The following is a 15,589-nucleotide window of genomic DNA, read 5'->3' on the forward strand; positions in this document are numbered from 1 at the left end:
GGCGGCGGCGGTGGCGGCGGATTCCCCGGCATTCCGGGCTTCGGCGGCGGCCACGGCGGCTTCGGCGGCGGCCACGGCGGCTTCGGGCGCCACTAGCGGGCGCGGACCCAGCTGTCACCTTCCGTTTGCCTCCCGCTCAGCGGGGTGATGCAGTTAGCTCATGGCGGCGACGTACACCGGTCATATGCGATGCACCGTGTTCGGCACCGGTTACCTGGGTGCAACCCACGCCGTCGGCATGGCGGAGCTGGGACACGAGGTCGTCGGCGTCGACGTCGACGCGGGGAAGGTCGCCAAGCTCTCCGGCGGTGACATTCCGTTCTACGAGCCCGGCCTGCGCAAGCTGCTGACGAAGAACCTGGCGGCGGGGCGGCTGCGGTTCACCACCGACTACGACGTGGCGGCCGATTTTGCCGACGTCCACTTCCTCGGGGTCGGGACACCGCAGAAGAAGGGCGAGTACGGCGCCGACCTGCGCCACGTGTACGCCGTCGTCGACGCGCTGGTGCCGCGGCTGACGAGATCGTCGGTGCTAGTGGGCAAATCGACCGTGCCGGTGGGAACCGCGGCCGAACTCAACCGCCGGGCGGCCGACCTGGCGCCTCGCGGCGTCGACGTCGAGATCGCCTGGAACCCCGAATTCCTGCGCGAGGGCTATGCGGTGCAGGACACGCTGCATCCGGACCGCATCGTGCTTGGGGTGCAACAGGATTCGACGCACGCCGAAACGGTGGTCCGCGAGCTCTACGGCCCGCTGCTGGCCGAGGGAGTGCCGTTCCTGGTGACCGACCTGCAGACCGCGGAGCTGGTCAAGGTGTCCGCCAATGCCTTTCTGGCCACCAAGATCTCGTTCATCAACGCCATCTCCGAGGTGTGCGAGGCCGCCGGTGCCGACGTCAGCGTGCTGGCCGACGCGCTCGGCTACGACCCACGGATCGGTCGCCAGTTCCTCAACGCGGGTTTGGGTTTCGGCGGCGGCTGCCTGCCCAAGGACATCCGTGCCTTCATGGCCCGCGCGGGCGAGCTGGGGGCCGACCAGGCGCTGACGTTCCTGCGCGAGGTCGACAGCATCAACATGCGCCGCCGCACGCGGATGGTGGAGCTGGCCAGCGCCGCCTGCGGCGGCTCGCTGCTGGGCGCCAACATCGCCGTGCTCGGCGCGGCGTTCAAACCCGAATCCGACGATGTGCGCGACTCGCCCGCGCTCAACGTCGCCGGCCAACTGCAGCTCAACGGTGCCGCGGTCAACGTCTACGACCCCAAGGCGCTGGACAACGCGCAGCGGCTGTTCCCGACGCTGAACTACGCGGTGTCGGTCGAGGAGGCCTGCGAGCGCGCGGACGCGGTGCTCGTCCTGACCGAGTGGCGCCAGTTCGTCGACCTCGACCCCGCCGACCTGGCCGACCGCGTGCGGGCCCGCGTCATCGTCGACGGCCGCAACTGTCTCGACGCCACCCGCTGGACCGCGGCGGGCTGGCGAGTGTTCCGGCTGGGCGCGCCGCGGCCCTAGCTGATCGCCGTCCCTATTGTTCGTCGGTGCGACGTTCGGTGTCGGACATCTCACGCCGGATGCTCGCCTGTTCGCGCTCAGCCTCGGCTCGCACGCGGTCTTTCTCGTCTTCGGCGCGCTGCAGCCGTTCGCGTTCCCGCTCGAGCGCGGTGCCCTCCCGTTCGTCCGCCTGCGCCTCGCGTTGATTCGCCAGCTGTTCGCGGTGGTTCGCGATTTGGTCCCGCTCGTCGGCGATGCGGTCCCGCTCGTCGGCGATCCGTTCGCGCTGGGCGAGCTGCGCCTCCCGTTGTGTGAGGGCGTGCTCGCGCCTTTCCAGTTCGTCCCGTTGCTCGTCGACGTCGTCGGGTTCAGCCGCCACGATGCTTCCCTTCGGCGCGCTGTGTCGCCTGATGTCGTCCCTGCTCGGCCCGCTGCCGTGCGAGTTGGCGTTCGCTGGCGGCCTGCTCCCGTTCAACTTTGGCCTGCTCGCGAAGCGCCGCCTCGCGTTGCCGCTCCCCGTGCTCGGCCGTCCGCTGCTTGCCCGCCGCGGTGTGATTGGCCGCGCGTTCGCGTTCGTCCGCAATCCGTTCGCGCTCGTCCGCCAGCGCCTCCCGTTCATCCGCGATCCGTTCGCGCTCGTCGGCCAGCGCTTCGCGGCGGTGGGCGAGGATCGTGCGTGACTCGAGGTAGCGAACCCAGCGCTCCACGCCCTCGGTCAGCCGCTCCCGGCGCGCTGCCACCAGTTCTCGCTCGTGCGCGAGGTGTTCGCGCTCGTTCGCGATGCCTTCCCGCTCTTCGGCGATCCGTTCGCGCTCCAACGCGACGTTCTCGCGCTCGTCCGCGGTGCGGATGGCGGGCATGCCCATGTCGTCTCCAGTGATCCGTGGTCGTTTGATCACAGCACATCGGCGCAGCCCGCCCATAGGGGCGAAGTCCCCTGGCCGCGGAGTCCTTCGTCGCATGGCCCGGCGAGTAGCCTGACCCGGGTGGACTATGCCGGCGCATTCCTCGAAGAGAACCGCGCGTTTTCGGAATTTTTCCGCGATGTCGACCAGTCCAGGCCGGTGCCGACGTGCCCGGGATGGAGCCTGAACCAGCTGCTGCGCCATGTCGGGCGCGGCGACCGCTGGGCGGCGCAGATCGTGCGGGAGCGGCTCGAGGAGTTTCTCGACCCGCGGTCCGTCGAGGGGGGCAAGCCGCCGCCCGATCCGGCCGACGCGATCTCCTGGTTGCGCGGCGGCGCGCAGCGGCTGATCGACGCCGTCGAGCTGACGGGGGTGGAAACCCCGGTGTGGACGTTCCTCGGGCCGCGGCCGGCGAACTGGTGGATCCGCCGCCGCCTGCACGAGGTGGCCGTGCACCGGGCCGACACGGCGATCGCGCTGGGGGCCGACTACACGCTGGCCCCCGATGTGGCCGCGGATGGGATCACCGAATGGCTCGAGCGGGTCGCGGTCCAGGCCGGCAGCGACGGGGCGCCGCTCCCGCTCGAGGGCGACAACACCCTGCACCTGCACGCCACCGACCCAGGGCTCGGCGAAGCCGGGGAGTGGACGATCGGTGTAGACCACGGCCGCATCACCTGGTCCCACGAGCACGGCAAGGGCACCGCGGCGCTGAAGGGCGGGGCGGCCGAGCTGCTGCTGGCCATCCTGCGCCGGGTGCCGCTGACGGACACGGGCGTCGCGCTGTTCGGCGACGAGGCGGTGTGGCAGAACTGGCTGGACCGTACCCCGCTCTAGCCACGGCGCCGGGGCGCACACGGTAACTTGCACACCATGACCACTTCGGAGATCGCCACCGTCCTGGCATGGCACGACGCGCTCAACGCCGCCGACTCGGAAACCCTGATCGCGTTGTCCAGCGACGACATCGAGATCGGCGACGCGCACGGCGCCGCCCAGGGCCACGAGGCGCTGCGCAGGTGGGCCGCCGCCCGGCACGGGACGGCCGAAGTCGGCCGGATGTACGTGCACGACGGTGTCGTGGTCGTCGAACAGAAGGTCAGCGCCCCGGACAATCCGGGGGCCGTGACAACGGCGGCGTCGGCGTTCCGGGTGGTCCACGACCGCGTCACGTCCGTTTTCCGGCACGAGGACCTGGCGTCGGCGCTGGCCGCCACCGAACTCACCGAGTCCGACCTCGTCAACTGAGCGTGGAATAGGGGAACCACCATGCGCGGGATCATCCTGGCCGGGGGCTCGGGCACACGCCTGCACCCGATCACCGTCGGCATCAGCAAGCAGTTGCTGCCGGTGTACGACAAACCGATGGTCTACTACCCGCTGTCCACGCTGATGATGGCGGGGATCCGGGACATCCTGGTGATCACCACCCCACACGACGCGGCGGGTTTTCGCCGATTGCTCGGCGACGGCTCGCAATTCGGCATCGACATCAGCTATGTCACGCAGGAACGGCCCGACGGCCTGGCGCAGGCCTTCGTGCTGGGCGCCGAGCACATCGGCAACGACTCGGTGGCGTTGGTGCTGGGGGACAACATCTTCTACGGGCCGGGGCTGGGCACCAGCCTGAGCCGCTTCCAAACCATCAGCGGCGGAGCGGTTTTCGCCTACTGGGTGGCCAACCCTTCGGCGTACGGCGTCGTCGAATTCAGCGACGACGGCACGGCGCTCTCGCTGGAGGAGAAACCGAAGACACCGAAGTCCAATTACGCGGTGCCGGGGTTGTACTTCTACGACAACGACGTGATCGAGATCGCCAAGGGCCTGAAGAAATCGGCGCGCGGCGAGTACGAGATCACCGAGGTCAACCAGATCTACCTCAACCGGGGCCGGCTCTCGGTCGAGGTGATGGCCCGCGGGACGGCCTGGCTGGACACCGGCACGTTCGACTCCCTGCTGGACGCCAGCGACTTCGTGCGCACGCTGGAACGACGGCAAGGCCTCAAGGTCAGCGTCCCAGAGGAAGTGGCCTGGCAGCAGGGCTGGATCACCGACGAGCAGCTGGCCGAGCGCGCGCACACCATGCTCAAGTCCGGGTACGGCGGCTATCTGCTGGAGCTGTTGGAGCGGAGCCGATTTCACTAGGCCGCGCCAGCGCCGCGGCGATCGCCGTCGTCAGCGGCACCGACAGCGCCAGCGCGACGCCACCCACCGCCGAGCGGGCGATCTCGATGGCGACGCTCTCGCTGGTCAGCACGTCGGTCAGGGAACGGTTGGCGACACTGAACAGCAGCAGTAGCGGCAACGAACTGCCGGCGTAGGCCAGCACCAGCGTGTAAACCGTGCTGGCGATGTGGTCGCGGCCGACTCGGATGGCGCCCAAAAAGATCGCGCGGCGCGACCCACCGAGGTGGGCGAGCTCGAACACCGTCGAGGCCTGGGTCACCGTCACGTCGTTGAGCACACCGAGCGAGCCGATGATGAAGCCGGCGAGCAGCAGGCCGCTGATCGACACGTTGCCCAGGTAGGCGCTCACGGTCGCGTTCTGGTCGTCGGACAGGCCGGTCAGATGCGCCAGTTGTATTGCAGCCCAGGACAACCCGGCGGCCAGCAGCAGCGCCGTCAGCGTGCCCAGTAGTGCCGCGCTGGTCCGCAGGCTCACGCCGTGGGCCAGATAGATGACCGCGTAGAGGATGGCCGCCGAGGCCACCAGGGCCACCGGGATCGCGGGCGCGCCGTCGCGCAGGGCCGGCAGCAGAAACTCCACCAGGACCGCGAACGCCACCACGATGCCGACCAGCGCGAGCAGCCCGCGCCAGCGGGCCACCGCGACGATCACCACCGCGAACGCGACGGCGAGGGCGACCAGCGACCACCCGCGTTCGAAGTCGTAGAACGCGTAGCTGGTGGCGCCCTGGTCGTCGACCTGGCGGACCAGCCGAAGATGGTCGCCCACCGCGAACTTCGGCTGGCCGGGGCCGGGGGAGGACTCCAGCAGCGTGTTGGCGCCGGCGTTGGGTCCGGAGTCGATGGCGACCTGGGTGAGCACGCAGCGGCCCGCGCCGGGCGGCGCCGGCTGCGGCGCGGTGGTGAGCACCTGACCGACCGACGGGCTGCCGCAGTCGCCCAGGCCGCTGGACAGCACGTGCCCGGCCTGCGTGCTCACCGCGCCGCCGGCCGCGTTCTGGAAGGGCATCGGGATGTCGACGTGCTCCCGGCTGGGCCACAGCGCGACGGCGCCGGCCAGCACGGCCAGGCCTATGGCGACCAGCAGCCCGACGACGATCCTGGCGGGCAGCGCCTCAACCGGGGCCGGGCCGGACAGGCTGTGGGAGTGGGTGTGCGAGTGCGTCACCCGGTCCACCGTAGAGGCGCCGGCTGCGAAGATCCTTACTGGCGATAGCTGACCAGGAAGTTGCCCAGCCGTTCGATCGCCGCGGCCAGGTCGCGGGCCCACGGCAGCGTCACGATGCGCAGGTGATCCGGTGCCGGCCAATTGAATCCGGTGCCCTGGGTGACCAGGATCTTCTCCTGCAGCAGCAGGTCGAGGACGAGCTGTTCGTCGTCGGTGATGTCGTAGACCTCGGGGTCGAGCCGGGGGAAGGCGTACAGCGCGCCCTCCGGCTTCACGCAGGACACCCCGGGAATCTCGTTGAGCTTCTGCCACGCCACGTCGCGCTGCTCGAGCAGCCGGCCGCCGGGCAGCACGAGGTCCTCGATGCTCTGGTGACCGCCGAGGGCCACCTGGATTCCGTGCTGGGCGGGCACGTTGGGGCACAGCCGCATGTTGGCCAGCAGGTTGATGCCCTCGATGAAGCTTTCGGCGTGGTCCTTGGGGCCGGTGATCGCCAGCCAGCCGGCGCGGTAGCCCGCCACCCGGTAGGCCTTGGACAGCCCGTTGAAGGTGAGGCACAACATGTCCGGCGCCAGCGTGGCCACGTTGATGTGCTTGGCGTCGTCGTAGAGGATCTTGTCGTAGATCTCGTCGGCGAGCAGCAGCAGTTCGTGCTTGCGCGCGAGTTCCACCATCTGGGTGAGGACGCCGCGGCTGTAGACGGCGCCGGTCGGGTTGTTGGGGTTGATGATGACCAGCGCCTTGGTGCGCTCGGTGATCTTGGACTCCAGGTCGGCGATGTCGGGCTGCCAGCCCTGGGTCTCGTCGCACAGGTAGTGCACGGGCGTGCCGCCGGCCAGGGACGTCGACGCCGTCCACAGCGGGTAGTCGGGCGACGGGATCAGCACCTCGTCGCCGTTGTCGAGCAGGGCCTGCAGCGTCATCGTGATCAGTTCGGAGCACCCGTTGCCCAGATAGACGTCGTCGACGTCGAACCGGGGGAAGCCCTCGACCAGCTCGTAGCGGGTGACCACCGCGCGGCGGGCGGGCAGGATGCCCTGCGAGTCGGAGTACCCCTGGGCGTACGGCAGCGCCTGGATCATGTCGCGCATGATGACGTCGGGCGCCTCGAACCCGAACGGCGCGGGGTTGCCGATGTTGAGCTTGAGGATGCGGTGGCCTTCGGCTTCCAGCCGCGCGGCGTGCTGGTGCACCGGGCCGCGGATCTCGTACAGGACGTCCCGGAGTTTGGACGACTGCGCGAAGACGCGCTGCCGGTGGTGGCCGGAAGCGTGCAGGGGCAGCTGGTGCGTGGTCACGTCACCAATGGTGCCACTACTGTCCACTGAATTTTGCCGTCAAGCGAAGAAAACCCAGGTCAGCGCTTGCCCGGCGGGCGGGCGCCGCGCGCGATGCCCAGCCCCTTGACCGGCGGGGCCGACGCCGCGCCGTCGCCGTCGGCCTGCTTGGCCGGCTCGGCTTTCGGCGTGGGCTCGGGCTCCGCTTCCGTGGCGGGCTGCGCCTCGGCCTTGGGGGCCTCGGCTTTGGGGGCCTCGGCTGGCGGCGCGGCCTTCTTGGCGCCGGGGCGCTTCGCGCCGGCGGCGATGCCCAGCCCCTTGACCGGCGCCGCGGGCGGCTTGGCTTCCTCGGCCTGGGCTTCGGCCTCCGGTGCGGTCTCGGCCTTGGGGGTCTCGGCCTTGGGTGCCTCGGCTGGCGGCGCGGCCTTCTTGGCGCCGGGACGCTTGGCGCCCGCGGCGATGCCCAGCCCCTTGGCCGGGGCGGCCGGCGCCGCGGCAGACTCCGGGGCCGTTTCCGTCTTGGCCTCGGCCTGGGCCGGTGCGGCCTTCTTGGCGCCGGGCCTCTTGGCCCCGCCCGCGATGCCGAGGCCCTTCACGGGCGCGGCGGGCGCGGCGGGCGCGGTGGGCGTGGCTGCCTCTGCCTTCGGGGCGGCCTCGGTCTTCGCGGCGGCCTCGCCGGGAGCCTCCTCGGTCTCCTTGGCCGGCGCCTCGACGGTCGCGGTGGCCTTGGGCGCCTGAGCCGCCCGCTTCTCGGCTTCCTTTGCGGCCGTGCCCTTCTCCGGCAGCGTCGCCTTGTCGTACTCGAGGGAGCCGAGCAGCACCTGCGCGACGTCGAGCACCTCGACGCCGGTGCGGCCGGCCTCCTCGGAGCGGTCGTTGACGCCGTCGGTGACCATCACGCGGCAGAACGGGCAGCCGGTGGCGATCGTGGACGCCCCGGTGGCCAGCGCCTCGTCGACGCGTTCGTGGTTGATCCGCTTGCCGATGTGCTCTTCCATCCACATCCGCGCGCCGCCGGCGCCGCAGCAGAAGCTGCGCTCGGCGTGGCGCGGCATCTCGGTGAGCGTCGCCCCTGCGGCCCCGATCAGCTCGCGCGGCGCCTCGTACACCTTGTTGTGCCGCCCCAGGTAGCACGGGTCGTGGTAGGTGATGTCCTGCGACACCGGCGTCACCGGCACCAGCTTGTTGTCCCGGATCAGGCGGTTGAGCAGCTGGGTGTGGTGCAACACCGAGTAGTTCGCGCCCAGTTGCCGGTATTCGCGGCCCAGCGTGTTGAAGCAGTGCGGGCAGGTGACGACGATCTTGCGGTCGACCGTCTCCACGCCCTCGAACACCCCGTCCAGAGTCTCGACGGCCTGGGCGGCCAGCTGCTGGAACAGGAACTCGTTGCCCGAGCGGCGCGCGGAGTCGCCGTTGCAGGTTTCGCCGGTGCCGAGCACCAGGTACTTCACCCCGGCGATGGCCAGCAGTTCCGCGACGGCCTTGGTGGTCTTCTTCGCCTTGTCGTCGTAGGCGCCCGCGCAACCCACCCAGAACAAGTATTCGAAGCCGTCGAAGCTGTCGACGTCCTCCCCGTAGACCGGGACGTCGAAGTCGACCTCGTCGATCCAGCTGGTGCGGTCGGCGGCGTTCTGGCCCCACGGGTTGGCCTTGGTCTCCAGGTTCTTGAACAGCACCGACAGCTCGGACGGGAACTCCGACTCCATCATCACCTGGTAGCGGCGCATGTCGACGATGTGGTCGATGTGTTCGATGTCCACCGGGCATTGCTCCACGCAGGCGCCGCAGGTCACGCAGGACCACAGCACGTCGGGGTCGATGACGCCGCCCTGTTCGGCGGTGCCGACCAGCGGGCGGGTGGCCTGCTCCGGGCCGGACCCCATGATGCGGCCAAAGCCCGACTCGGGGACGTGGTGCGCCTCGGCGTGCTTCTCGCCGGCCAGCTCCTCGCCGATTCCGCCCTCCGGCGTGTTCTCGAGCGGGGTCTCCTTGTCACCAAGGATGTAGGGCGCCTTGGCCATCCAGTGGTCGCGCAGGTCCATGATGACGAGCTTGGGCGAGAGCGGCTTGCCGGTGTTCCACGCCGGGCACTGCGACTGGCAGCGGCCGCACTCGGTGCAGGTGGCGAAGTCCAGCATCGCCTTCCAGCTGAAGTCCTCGATCTTGCCGCGGCCGAATTCGGCGTCGTCGGGCGGGTTTTCGAAGTCGATCGGCTTGCCGTCGTGTTCCAGCGGCAGCAGCGGCCCGAGCCCGTTGGGCAGCCGCTTGAAGATGACGTTGATCGGCGCCGTGAAGATGTGCATGTGCTTGGAGTGCAGCACGATGATCAGGAACGCCAGCATGACCGCGATGTGCAGCAGCAGCGCCACCGTCTCGATGATCTCGTTGGCGGGCTGGCCCAGCGGGCGCAGGATCGCGCCGAACAGCTGGGAGAGGAAGGCGCCGTTGCCGTAGGGCAGCGTGCCGTTGTTGACGGCCGACCCGCGCACCAGGACGTAGGTCCAGACGACGTTGAAGATCATGAACAGCACCAGCCAGGCGCCGCCGGTGTGCGAACCGTAGAACCGCGACGAGCGGCCGTACTCCTTGGGTTCCGTGCGCAGCCGGATGATGGCGAACGTCGTGATGCCCAGGAAGACGGCGGTGGCGAAGAAGTCCTGCAGGAAGCCCAGCGCGTCCCAGCGGCCGATGATCGGGATGTGGAAGTTGTCCTGGAACAGCAGCCCGTAGGCCTCGATGTAGACCGTCAGCAGGATGAAGAAGCCCCACATGGTGAAGAAGTGCGCCAGGCCGGGGATCGACCACTTGAGCAGGCGGCGCTGACCGAAGACCTCGGAGAGCTCTGCCCAGATTCGCTTGCCGGGTTCGTCGGTGTGTCCCGGGGCGGGCTTGCCGGACGTAACCAGCTTGAACAGCCACAGGACGCGGCGGCCGGCGAGTGCGGCCACCACCAGCGTCATGCCCATGCCCACGACCAGTCTGATGAGCATCTGCGTCGTCACCGAAGGTCTCCCCAATGCATTGTTGATTCAGCCTGCGTTTTGTTTGCCTGCTTAGCCCTGCTCATCGTTGCATCTCCGCAGCTTCCGCCGCGAGAAAGGCTGCCCTAACTTCGGGGGTGCCGGCGTCTCGGCCTGCTTCGTTGAGCGCCGCCGCCGGCCTGTGAATTTCGTCGCGGTGACCGGCTCCCCCGCAAACGTCCCAAACCGTGACCATCACCGAGCCGAACGGCAGCACCACTGAGACGGTCCTCCCACCGCCGCCGCCGCGCCCGCGACGCTGAGCACCAGCGCCGTCCGTTTGTACCACGGCAGCCCGCCCTCCGGGACGGCTTGGCGGTCGCCGGGACCGGCATCGAAATCCCTTGCCTCGTCGGTGTACTCGCCGGTGGCGTCGCGCCCGGTGTAGGGCACCGGCTCGTCGGCGCCGTCGGCGTCCTGGGACCAGGCCAGGGCGCCGTCCACGTCCGTGGCGCGGGCGGCCCACGCGGCCTGGGTCATGTCGATTCCGGCGGTGCCGACCATCTGGGTCGGCGTTTCCACGACGGCTCCCGCCGCCGTGGCGGCACCCGCCGACGACTGCTGCTCGCCGAGCGCCGCCGCGCCGACGGCCGCGCTGGCCGCGGGCTGCGGTGCGGAGTGGATGGGCACCTGAAAACGCTGCGACAGCCGCGCGGCGATCAGCGGGATGCCGGCGCCGCCGCCGGCGCTCGCCACGGCGACCAGCCCGGCCTTCGGAATTCCGTTGCGGCGCAACGCCTCCTCGACGACGTTCAGGAATCGGTCCAGCGGTTCGGAGATCAGCCGCTCCAGCTCGGCGCGCGACAGCTGCGCGCCCCCGACGGAGGCCGACGCGGCGGTCGACAGCTGTTCCTTGGCGCGCCGGCATTCACCGAGCAGGCGGGTCTGCGAACCGATGCGCGTGGTGCTGGCCAGGTCGGCCATGGTGTCATCGGATGCCTGCAGGCCACTCAGGACGAGCTGATCGATCGCGTCGCCGGAGAAATCCGCGTATCGCACCGTCGGGCCGACGAGCGCGAAGTTGGATCCGGCGTCCATCAGGGTGACGCTGGTGCCGCTGGCGCCGAAATCGCACAGCGCGACGATGCCCGCGCCCGGGAAACCCGGTCTGCCACGCAGCGCCGCCACGGCGGCGGTGGCGTCGGACACCAGCACGGGGGACACGCCGCCGCGGGCCAGGTCCGGTTGGGCGAAGAATTCGTCGCGCAGCGCGGCGAACTGGGCTTCGGACCAGTACGCCGGGACGGCGATGGTGATCGGTGAGCCGTAGCCGACGGTGCGGGCCATCGCCTCGATCGCCTCGACCGTCAGTACCTCGCCGAGGTACTTCGTCCCGTCGGGCGCCACCAACGGGGACCGGTCGCCGACCCGCTCGACGAACCCGCGCAGCACCATCCCGTCCCCGGTCAGGTTCGGGTTTTCTTCCGGCAGGCCAACTTCGGTCGGCCGGTGCTCGAAGAGGGTCAGCACGGCACTGCGAACCACCGGGGCGCCGCCCGCGCGGGCCGCCACCAGGTTGGCCGCCCCAATCGACAGCCCGAGCGACTCGCTCATGCCCCGCACCCCACTTCCGATCGCCCGGTGGTCCTCACCATAGCGGCCGACGGGGTCAGCGCAGGCCGGGCGGGACGGTGATCACCGTGGGCACCCCGGGAATCGTGATCACCGAAGGCACCTGTGGCAGGTGATGGCGGTGCGTCGGCGCCTGCTGGCCCGGCTCGCGCGTGGGCTGCTGTGTGGGCTGCTGCGCCGGCGCCTCGCCCGCACTGCTGGTGGTCGGCGTCGTGGTGGTAGTCGGGGTGGTCGTCGTCGTGGTGGTGGTCGAACTCGTGCTGCTGGTGCTCGGGGTGGGGCTGGTGCCCTGTCCTCCCTTGAGCAGCTCGGTGATGCCGTAGGCGATCAGCCCGATCAGGATCACGACGAACACCAGCCAGGCGATCAGCAGCGGAGGCTTGCGATACCACGGAGTGGGTTCGCCCTCCAGGGCGTCGAACGCGTCGGGCTGCCCGGTTTCGTCGGGCGGGTACGGCGGGGCCTCGCCGGAAGTCGGCTGGTCGGCCATGCCGTAGTCGGCATGATGAGTCGCCTGCTCGTGGAAGTCGTCGGGTGGGCCTGTGCGTTCCACGGCACCGATGGTACTGATCTCACCTGCCAACCTCCTGAGCCCGCCTTCGGAAAGGGTCGTCACCGGCGCCGTCTTTCCGGGCGACGGGCCCGACCACATGGAGGGCGGGGGGTGTACTCGGTGGACCCCGGGCCGGGGAGTCGTCGCGGGCTTATCCGATCTGACAATCAGTCAGATCGGTGCCTAATCCCGCTCCGCTGGTTCATCGCGCAACGGAGGTCTGCTTTATCGCGGTGGGCACAGGCGTGCCTTCTTTGCGCAGGTTGCCTGGGAAGCACGGTGATGTCCCGATGATTGTCGGGGGCGATCCGGGCGGATAGGCGGACTTGATTTGCACGACGTAACCGTCAGGGGCGTAGCCGAACCTGTTGGGCTTCTCGAAGCCTTGTCGCTCAAGGACCTGCCAACCCCAGCGTTTCCAGATGCTTTCCACCTGACCGAAGAGGGCGTTGACGTCCGTACCTGGTGGAAGGTTCAGATCACCCCAGTAGGAGTAGTTGACTGGGGAGTTCTGGTCTTTTGGCTCGTCTTCGCAGTAGGCGATCCCGGAACCGACACCGCTGTAGCGGGTTCCGTCGACGTTGGTCCCGGCGGGCAGCGCGTCCACGGTCTGCTGAATGTAGCGAATCACCGTATTCTGCGCTTCTTCTTGACTCGCAGGTACTTTCGGTGACGGAGCGGCTGGTGTGGACTCCATCGGACCTCCTGGGATCACTGTTGCGCCAGACGGCGCCCCCGACGCCGGTTGTTTCGTGGACGTGGATGACGATCCTGATGAGCACGCAGCACATAGCCCGGCTGTGAGCAGGACAGCCAGTGAACAAAGCAGACTACGGATTGTCGGTTTCATCGTCTGATCAGGGCGTGAAGGTGGGTGGGGTGACATCGACTCTTCCGGCGATGATACGGCCCATGTTGTCAAGCGCCGGGTTACCGGTATCCCAGTAGCTGCTGTGGGCCGCGACTGTCGGCAGGCCGAAGGGCCAGCCCGGTCCGGGCGCTGCCTCAAATGGGATGCCCCCAAACTTCGAACTCATTGGGTCAGGACCCAGCGTCATGCCGGTCACGACACCGATGACGTCGTTTTGCGCTCGGGTCGCGAAGACATGAGCCCCGGGATCAAGGTTGAGGTCACCGGCATGTCCGGCCAGTACCCCGGGGCTGCCGACTGCGATCACATTGTTGGCGTCGAGATGGTGGCCGCCGAGTGCCGCGGCCCCCACTTCGGTGGATCCATAGCTGTGGCCGATGACCGTGTTCAGCGAGGGGCCCCCGGTAACTGCGTCGTTGTGGGAGGCGCGCAACCCGGCTTGGAAATCGTCGAGCGCGGCCGCCCCGTTGTGGGCATAGCTAGTCGACGCCGCATCAAAGACATTCATTGGCCGGTCGTAGCCCATCCACGTCGTCACCGAAACATCCTGTGGCCGCAGGCTTTTGTCAGCAGCAAGCGTGGCCGACAACATCCGTTCGGATTTGAGCGCGCTGGCATCAAAGCGCGTGAGGTCTTGGCCGGTGCCCGGCACAAAGGTGGCGTCGCGTTTCGCCGTGTCGGGGTTATTGATGGAGACAGCGGCGTGACCCTTGTCATCGATGATGCCCAAGTACCTCGGCAGTTGCCCAGGCGGCACCTTGTCCGGCGGCGGTCCAAGAGTACTTTTCACATTCGAGTACCCGTCGCGCGCACGATTGGCAGCGTCCCATTGCCGTCGCCAGGCCAGAAACTCATTGGTCTTCAGGAACGGCGTCTTCCCGCTGGCCCAGTCGGGATGCTGAGCGCGCAGACGGTCCAGGTCGGCTTGGTTTGAAGTCTGCAGCTCGTCGAGGTGCATCCGGTTGTAGTGATCGCGATCGACGAACGGCATCCCAGCGTGGTTGCCAACGAAGTGGTTTCGGTCGTATTCGGCGTCTTTTTGCTCTTGGGTGAGCGAGTTCCACACTTGCGCGAACTGATTGGGGTCATCCGGCAGCGGGGGAGCCGGCGACAGTGGGCCCTCTTGCGCCCTGATGCCTGCCGGGTCGTATCCCTCACTCTTGAGGGTTCCCAGCGCGTTCTGCAGCGTGTTCGAGTAGCCGTCGCGTGTTGCTTGCAGCTGGCCCAGCGCGGCCTTCGTGTCGCGGATGGCGTCGTCTTCGAGTGAGGTGATGTAGGCGTTGAGCACATCTCGGTCGGCCGCGCTGAGGTTGGGATGTTCGTTTTCTAGTTCGACGGCCTCGGCGATCATGTTGTCGAGGCCCGTCAGCTGCGCTTCCAGCGAGGCGATCTGGCCAGCGGCGGCCTTTTGCGCCTCGGCCAAGGATGCGGCGATGGTTTCCAGATCCGCACCGATTTTGGGCAGCTGCACGGCCTGCGCCCCCAGGGACTTCGCCACCCGCTGCACTTCAGCAGAGTCGTTGATCGGATGATCGCCATCCTGATGATTCCAGGCCGCGTCGAACCGATTGCGGGCTTGCTCGAAGGCAAGGTCAGCTTCGGCGGTCGAGCGCCCCGCAGCCTTAAAGGCATTTGCGAGGCTCGAAATCTGCCCCGGCTCGCCCGCTTGCAGAGTCCGGTTGACCTCCCACGGATCACCGCCGGCGAAGGCAATCAACGCAGGGATGCTTATGTACCTGAGGTGCATGGAAACGTCAGGGGTTCTCGATTAGCCCCGGCTTCCAGCAGGGCTGCCAGCCCTGACGACTGGTTGGCGACACGGCGCTGTAGCCGGGCACTGACACGCATCGCCGCCCCTTTCGCGCTGGCGCCAAGGTTACTGCCCCAAACCCGGTGGTCAATTCACCTTTCGAGGTGGACGGTATGCCAGTGCTTGCGAGTCTTTATCCCCTGTCGGTGTCGGGGGTTAGCCATGGCCGAACGGAAGACAACGCACGCACCTCGCGGCACTTTGAGAAGGAGCCGGGTGACCATCGAGCAACGCGTGGCCCTCGAGGTCGTCAGAAGGTGTTGACCTTGTCGAGGCTGACGAACATGCCGTGGCCGGTGCGGTCGTTGGTGAACCGGGTGCCGTCGGCGGTCGCGACGATCGTCCAGCCCGCGGCGTTGTAGGTCTTGTAGTCGATCTGGACGGTCGGGATGGCACCCAGGTTGCCCAGCACCCACTGCACCTTGCCGCCCGAGTCCACGCTCACGCCGTTGGCGTGTTCGCCGTCTTGCAGCGGGGAGTTGGTGAACGGCGCCTCGCAGCCGACGGTGTCCTTGTTGATCTGGCAGCGCGTGGTCCCCGACTTGGTTTCGATGAACACGTAACCGTTCTGGTCGGGCGGCAGCGGGATGGCACCGGCGGGCGCCGCGGGTTGGCCGGGCGGGCCTGGACACGAGCGACAGCCGAAGCGGCCACGGGGGCAAGCGATGCGTGAACCCCCAATCGAACTGTCCGTCAACGGGACTCCGGTCAGCGCCGCCGTCGAACCGCGGATGCCG

General features: G+C 68.6%; 13 protein-coding genes and 1 pseudogene. 4 read left to right on the plus strand and 10 right to left on the minus strand.

The window, feature by feature from the left end:
- Positions 1-184 precede the first annotated feature (184 nt).
- Positions 185-1,510, plus strand: a complete 1,326-nt coding sequence (locus A5713_RS06770; RefSeq protein ID WP_067919316.1) for a UDP-glucose/GDP-mannose dehydrogenase family protein — start codon at positions 185-187, stop codon at positions 1,508-1,510.
- A 13-nt stretch (positions 1,511-1,523) separates the two neighbouring features.
- On the opposite strand, the gene A5713_RS06775 is transcribed toward A5713_RS06770, so the two are convergent.
- Both A5713_RS06775 and A5713_RS06780 read right to left on the minus strand, forming a co-directional pair.
- On the minus strand, positions 1,524-1,868 hold the full coding sequence (locus A5713_RS06775; RefSeq protein WP_068093884.1) for a hypothetical protein: 345 nt from the start codon (positions 1,866-1,868) through the stop codon (positions 1,524-1,526).
- Complete coding sequence (locus A5713_RS06780; RefSeq protein ID WP_068093886.1) at positions 1,858-2,355, minus strand: hypothetical protein; 498 nt, start codon at positions 2,353-2,355, stop codon at positions 1,858-1,860. The genes A5713_RS06775 and A5713_RS06780 overlap by 11 nt, the downstream gene beginning before the upstream one ends.
- A gap of 120 nt (positions 2,356-2,475) precedes the next feature.
- On the opposite strand from A5713_RS06780, the gene A5713_RS06785 reads away from it, so the two are divergent.
- Genes A5713_RS06785 through rfbA form a run of 3 tightly spaced genes read left to right on the plus strand, consistent with a single transcriptional unit; the run spans position 2,476 to position 4,539 of the window.
- Positions 2,476-3,231, plus strand: coding sequence for a maleylpyruvate isomerase family mycothiol-dependent enzyme (locus A5713_RS06785; RefSeq protein ID WP_068093887.1), 756 nt, complete (start codon positions 2,476-2,478; stop codon positions 3,229-3,231).
- Positions 3,232-3,267: 36 nt separating this feature from the next.
- Positions 3,268-3,642, plus strand: a complete 375-nt coding sequence (locus A5713_RS06790) for a nuclear transport factor 2 family protein (RefSeq protein WP_068093889.1) — start codon at positions 3,268-3,270, stop codon at positions 3,640-3,642.
- 21 nt (positions 3,643-3,663) lie between these two features.
- Positions 3,664-4,539 carry a glucose-1-phosphate thymidylyltransferase RfbA gene (gene rfbA, locus A5713_RS06795; RefSeq protein ID WP_067919311.1) on the plus strand — a complete coding sequence of 292 codons (876 nt, stop codon included), beginning with the start codon at positions 3,664-3,666 and terminating at the stop codon, positions 4,537-4,539.
- On the opposite strand, the gene A5713_RS06800 is transcribed toward rfbA, so the two are convergent.
- The 8 genes and pseudogenes from A5713_RS06800 to A5713_RS06835 form a co-directional block, all read right to left on the minus strand.
- Positions 4,481-5,758, minus strand: a complete 1,278-nt coding sequence (locus A5713_RS06800; protein WP_068093891.1) for a YibE/F family protein — start codon at positions 5,756-5,758, stop codon at positions 4,481-4,483. The genes rfbA and A5713_RS06800 overlap by 59 nt on opposite strands.
- Before the next feature lie 26 nt (positions 5,759-5,784).
- Positions 5,785-7,074, minus strand: a complete 1,290-nt coding sequence (locus tag A5713_RS06805; RefSeq protein WP_067919314.1) for a pyridoxal phosphate-dependent aminotransferase — start codon at positions 7,072-7,074, stop codon at positions 5,785-5,787.
- A 32-nt stretch (positions 7,075-7,106) separates the two neighbouring features.
- The gene (locus A5713_RS06810; RefSeq protein ID WP_082972821.1) at positions 7,107-10,028 is read right to left on the minus strand and encodes a (Fe-S)-binding protein; all 2,922 of its coding nucleotides are present in this window, start codon (positions 10,026-10,028) and stop codon (positions 7,107-7,109) included.
- 252 nt (positions 10,029-10,280) lie between these two features.
- Positions 10,281-11,600: pseudogene (locus A5713_RS06815) on the minus strand (Hsp70 family protein); the annotation flags it as partial.
- A 55-nt stretch (positions 11,601-11,655) separates the two neighbouring features.
- Positions 11,656-12,171 carry a hypothetical protein gene (locus A5713_RS06820; RefSeq protein WP_068093893.1) on the minus strand — a complete coding sequence of 172 codons (516 nt, stop codon included), beginning with the start codon at positions 12,169-12,171 and terminating at the stop codon, positions 11,656-11,658.
- A gap of 202 nt (positions 12,172-12,373) precedes the next feature.
- Entirely contained in the window at positions 12,374-12,868 is a 495-nt protein-coding gene (locus A5713_RS06825) for a hypothetical protein (protein WP_231980266.1), read from the minus strand.
- 160 nt (positions 12,869-13,028) lie between these two features.
- Positions 13,029-14,759 (minus strand): alpha/beta hydrolase, encoded by a 1,731-nt coding sequence (locus A5713_RS06830; RefSeq protein ID WP_231980267.1) that lies wholly within the window; start codon positions 14,757-14,759, stop codon positions 13,029-13,031.
- 343 nt (positions 14,760-15,102) lie between these two features.
- Complete coding sequence (locus A5713_RS06835; RefSeq protein ID WP_231980268.1) at positions 15,103-15,585, minus strand: hypothetical protein; 483 nt, start codon at positions 15,583-15,585, stop codon at positions 15,103-15,105.
- Positions 15,586-15,589: the final 4 nt, after the last annotated feature.

Source organism: Mycobacterium sp. E2497, assembly GCF_001668695.1.
Classification (GTDB): Bacteria; Actinomycetota; Actinomycetes; order Mycobacteriales; family Mycobacteriaceae; genus Mycobacterium.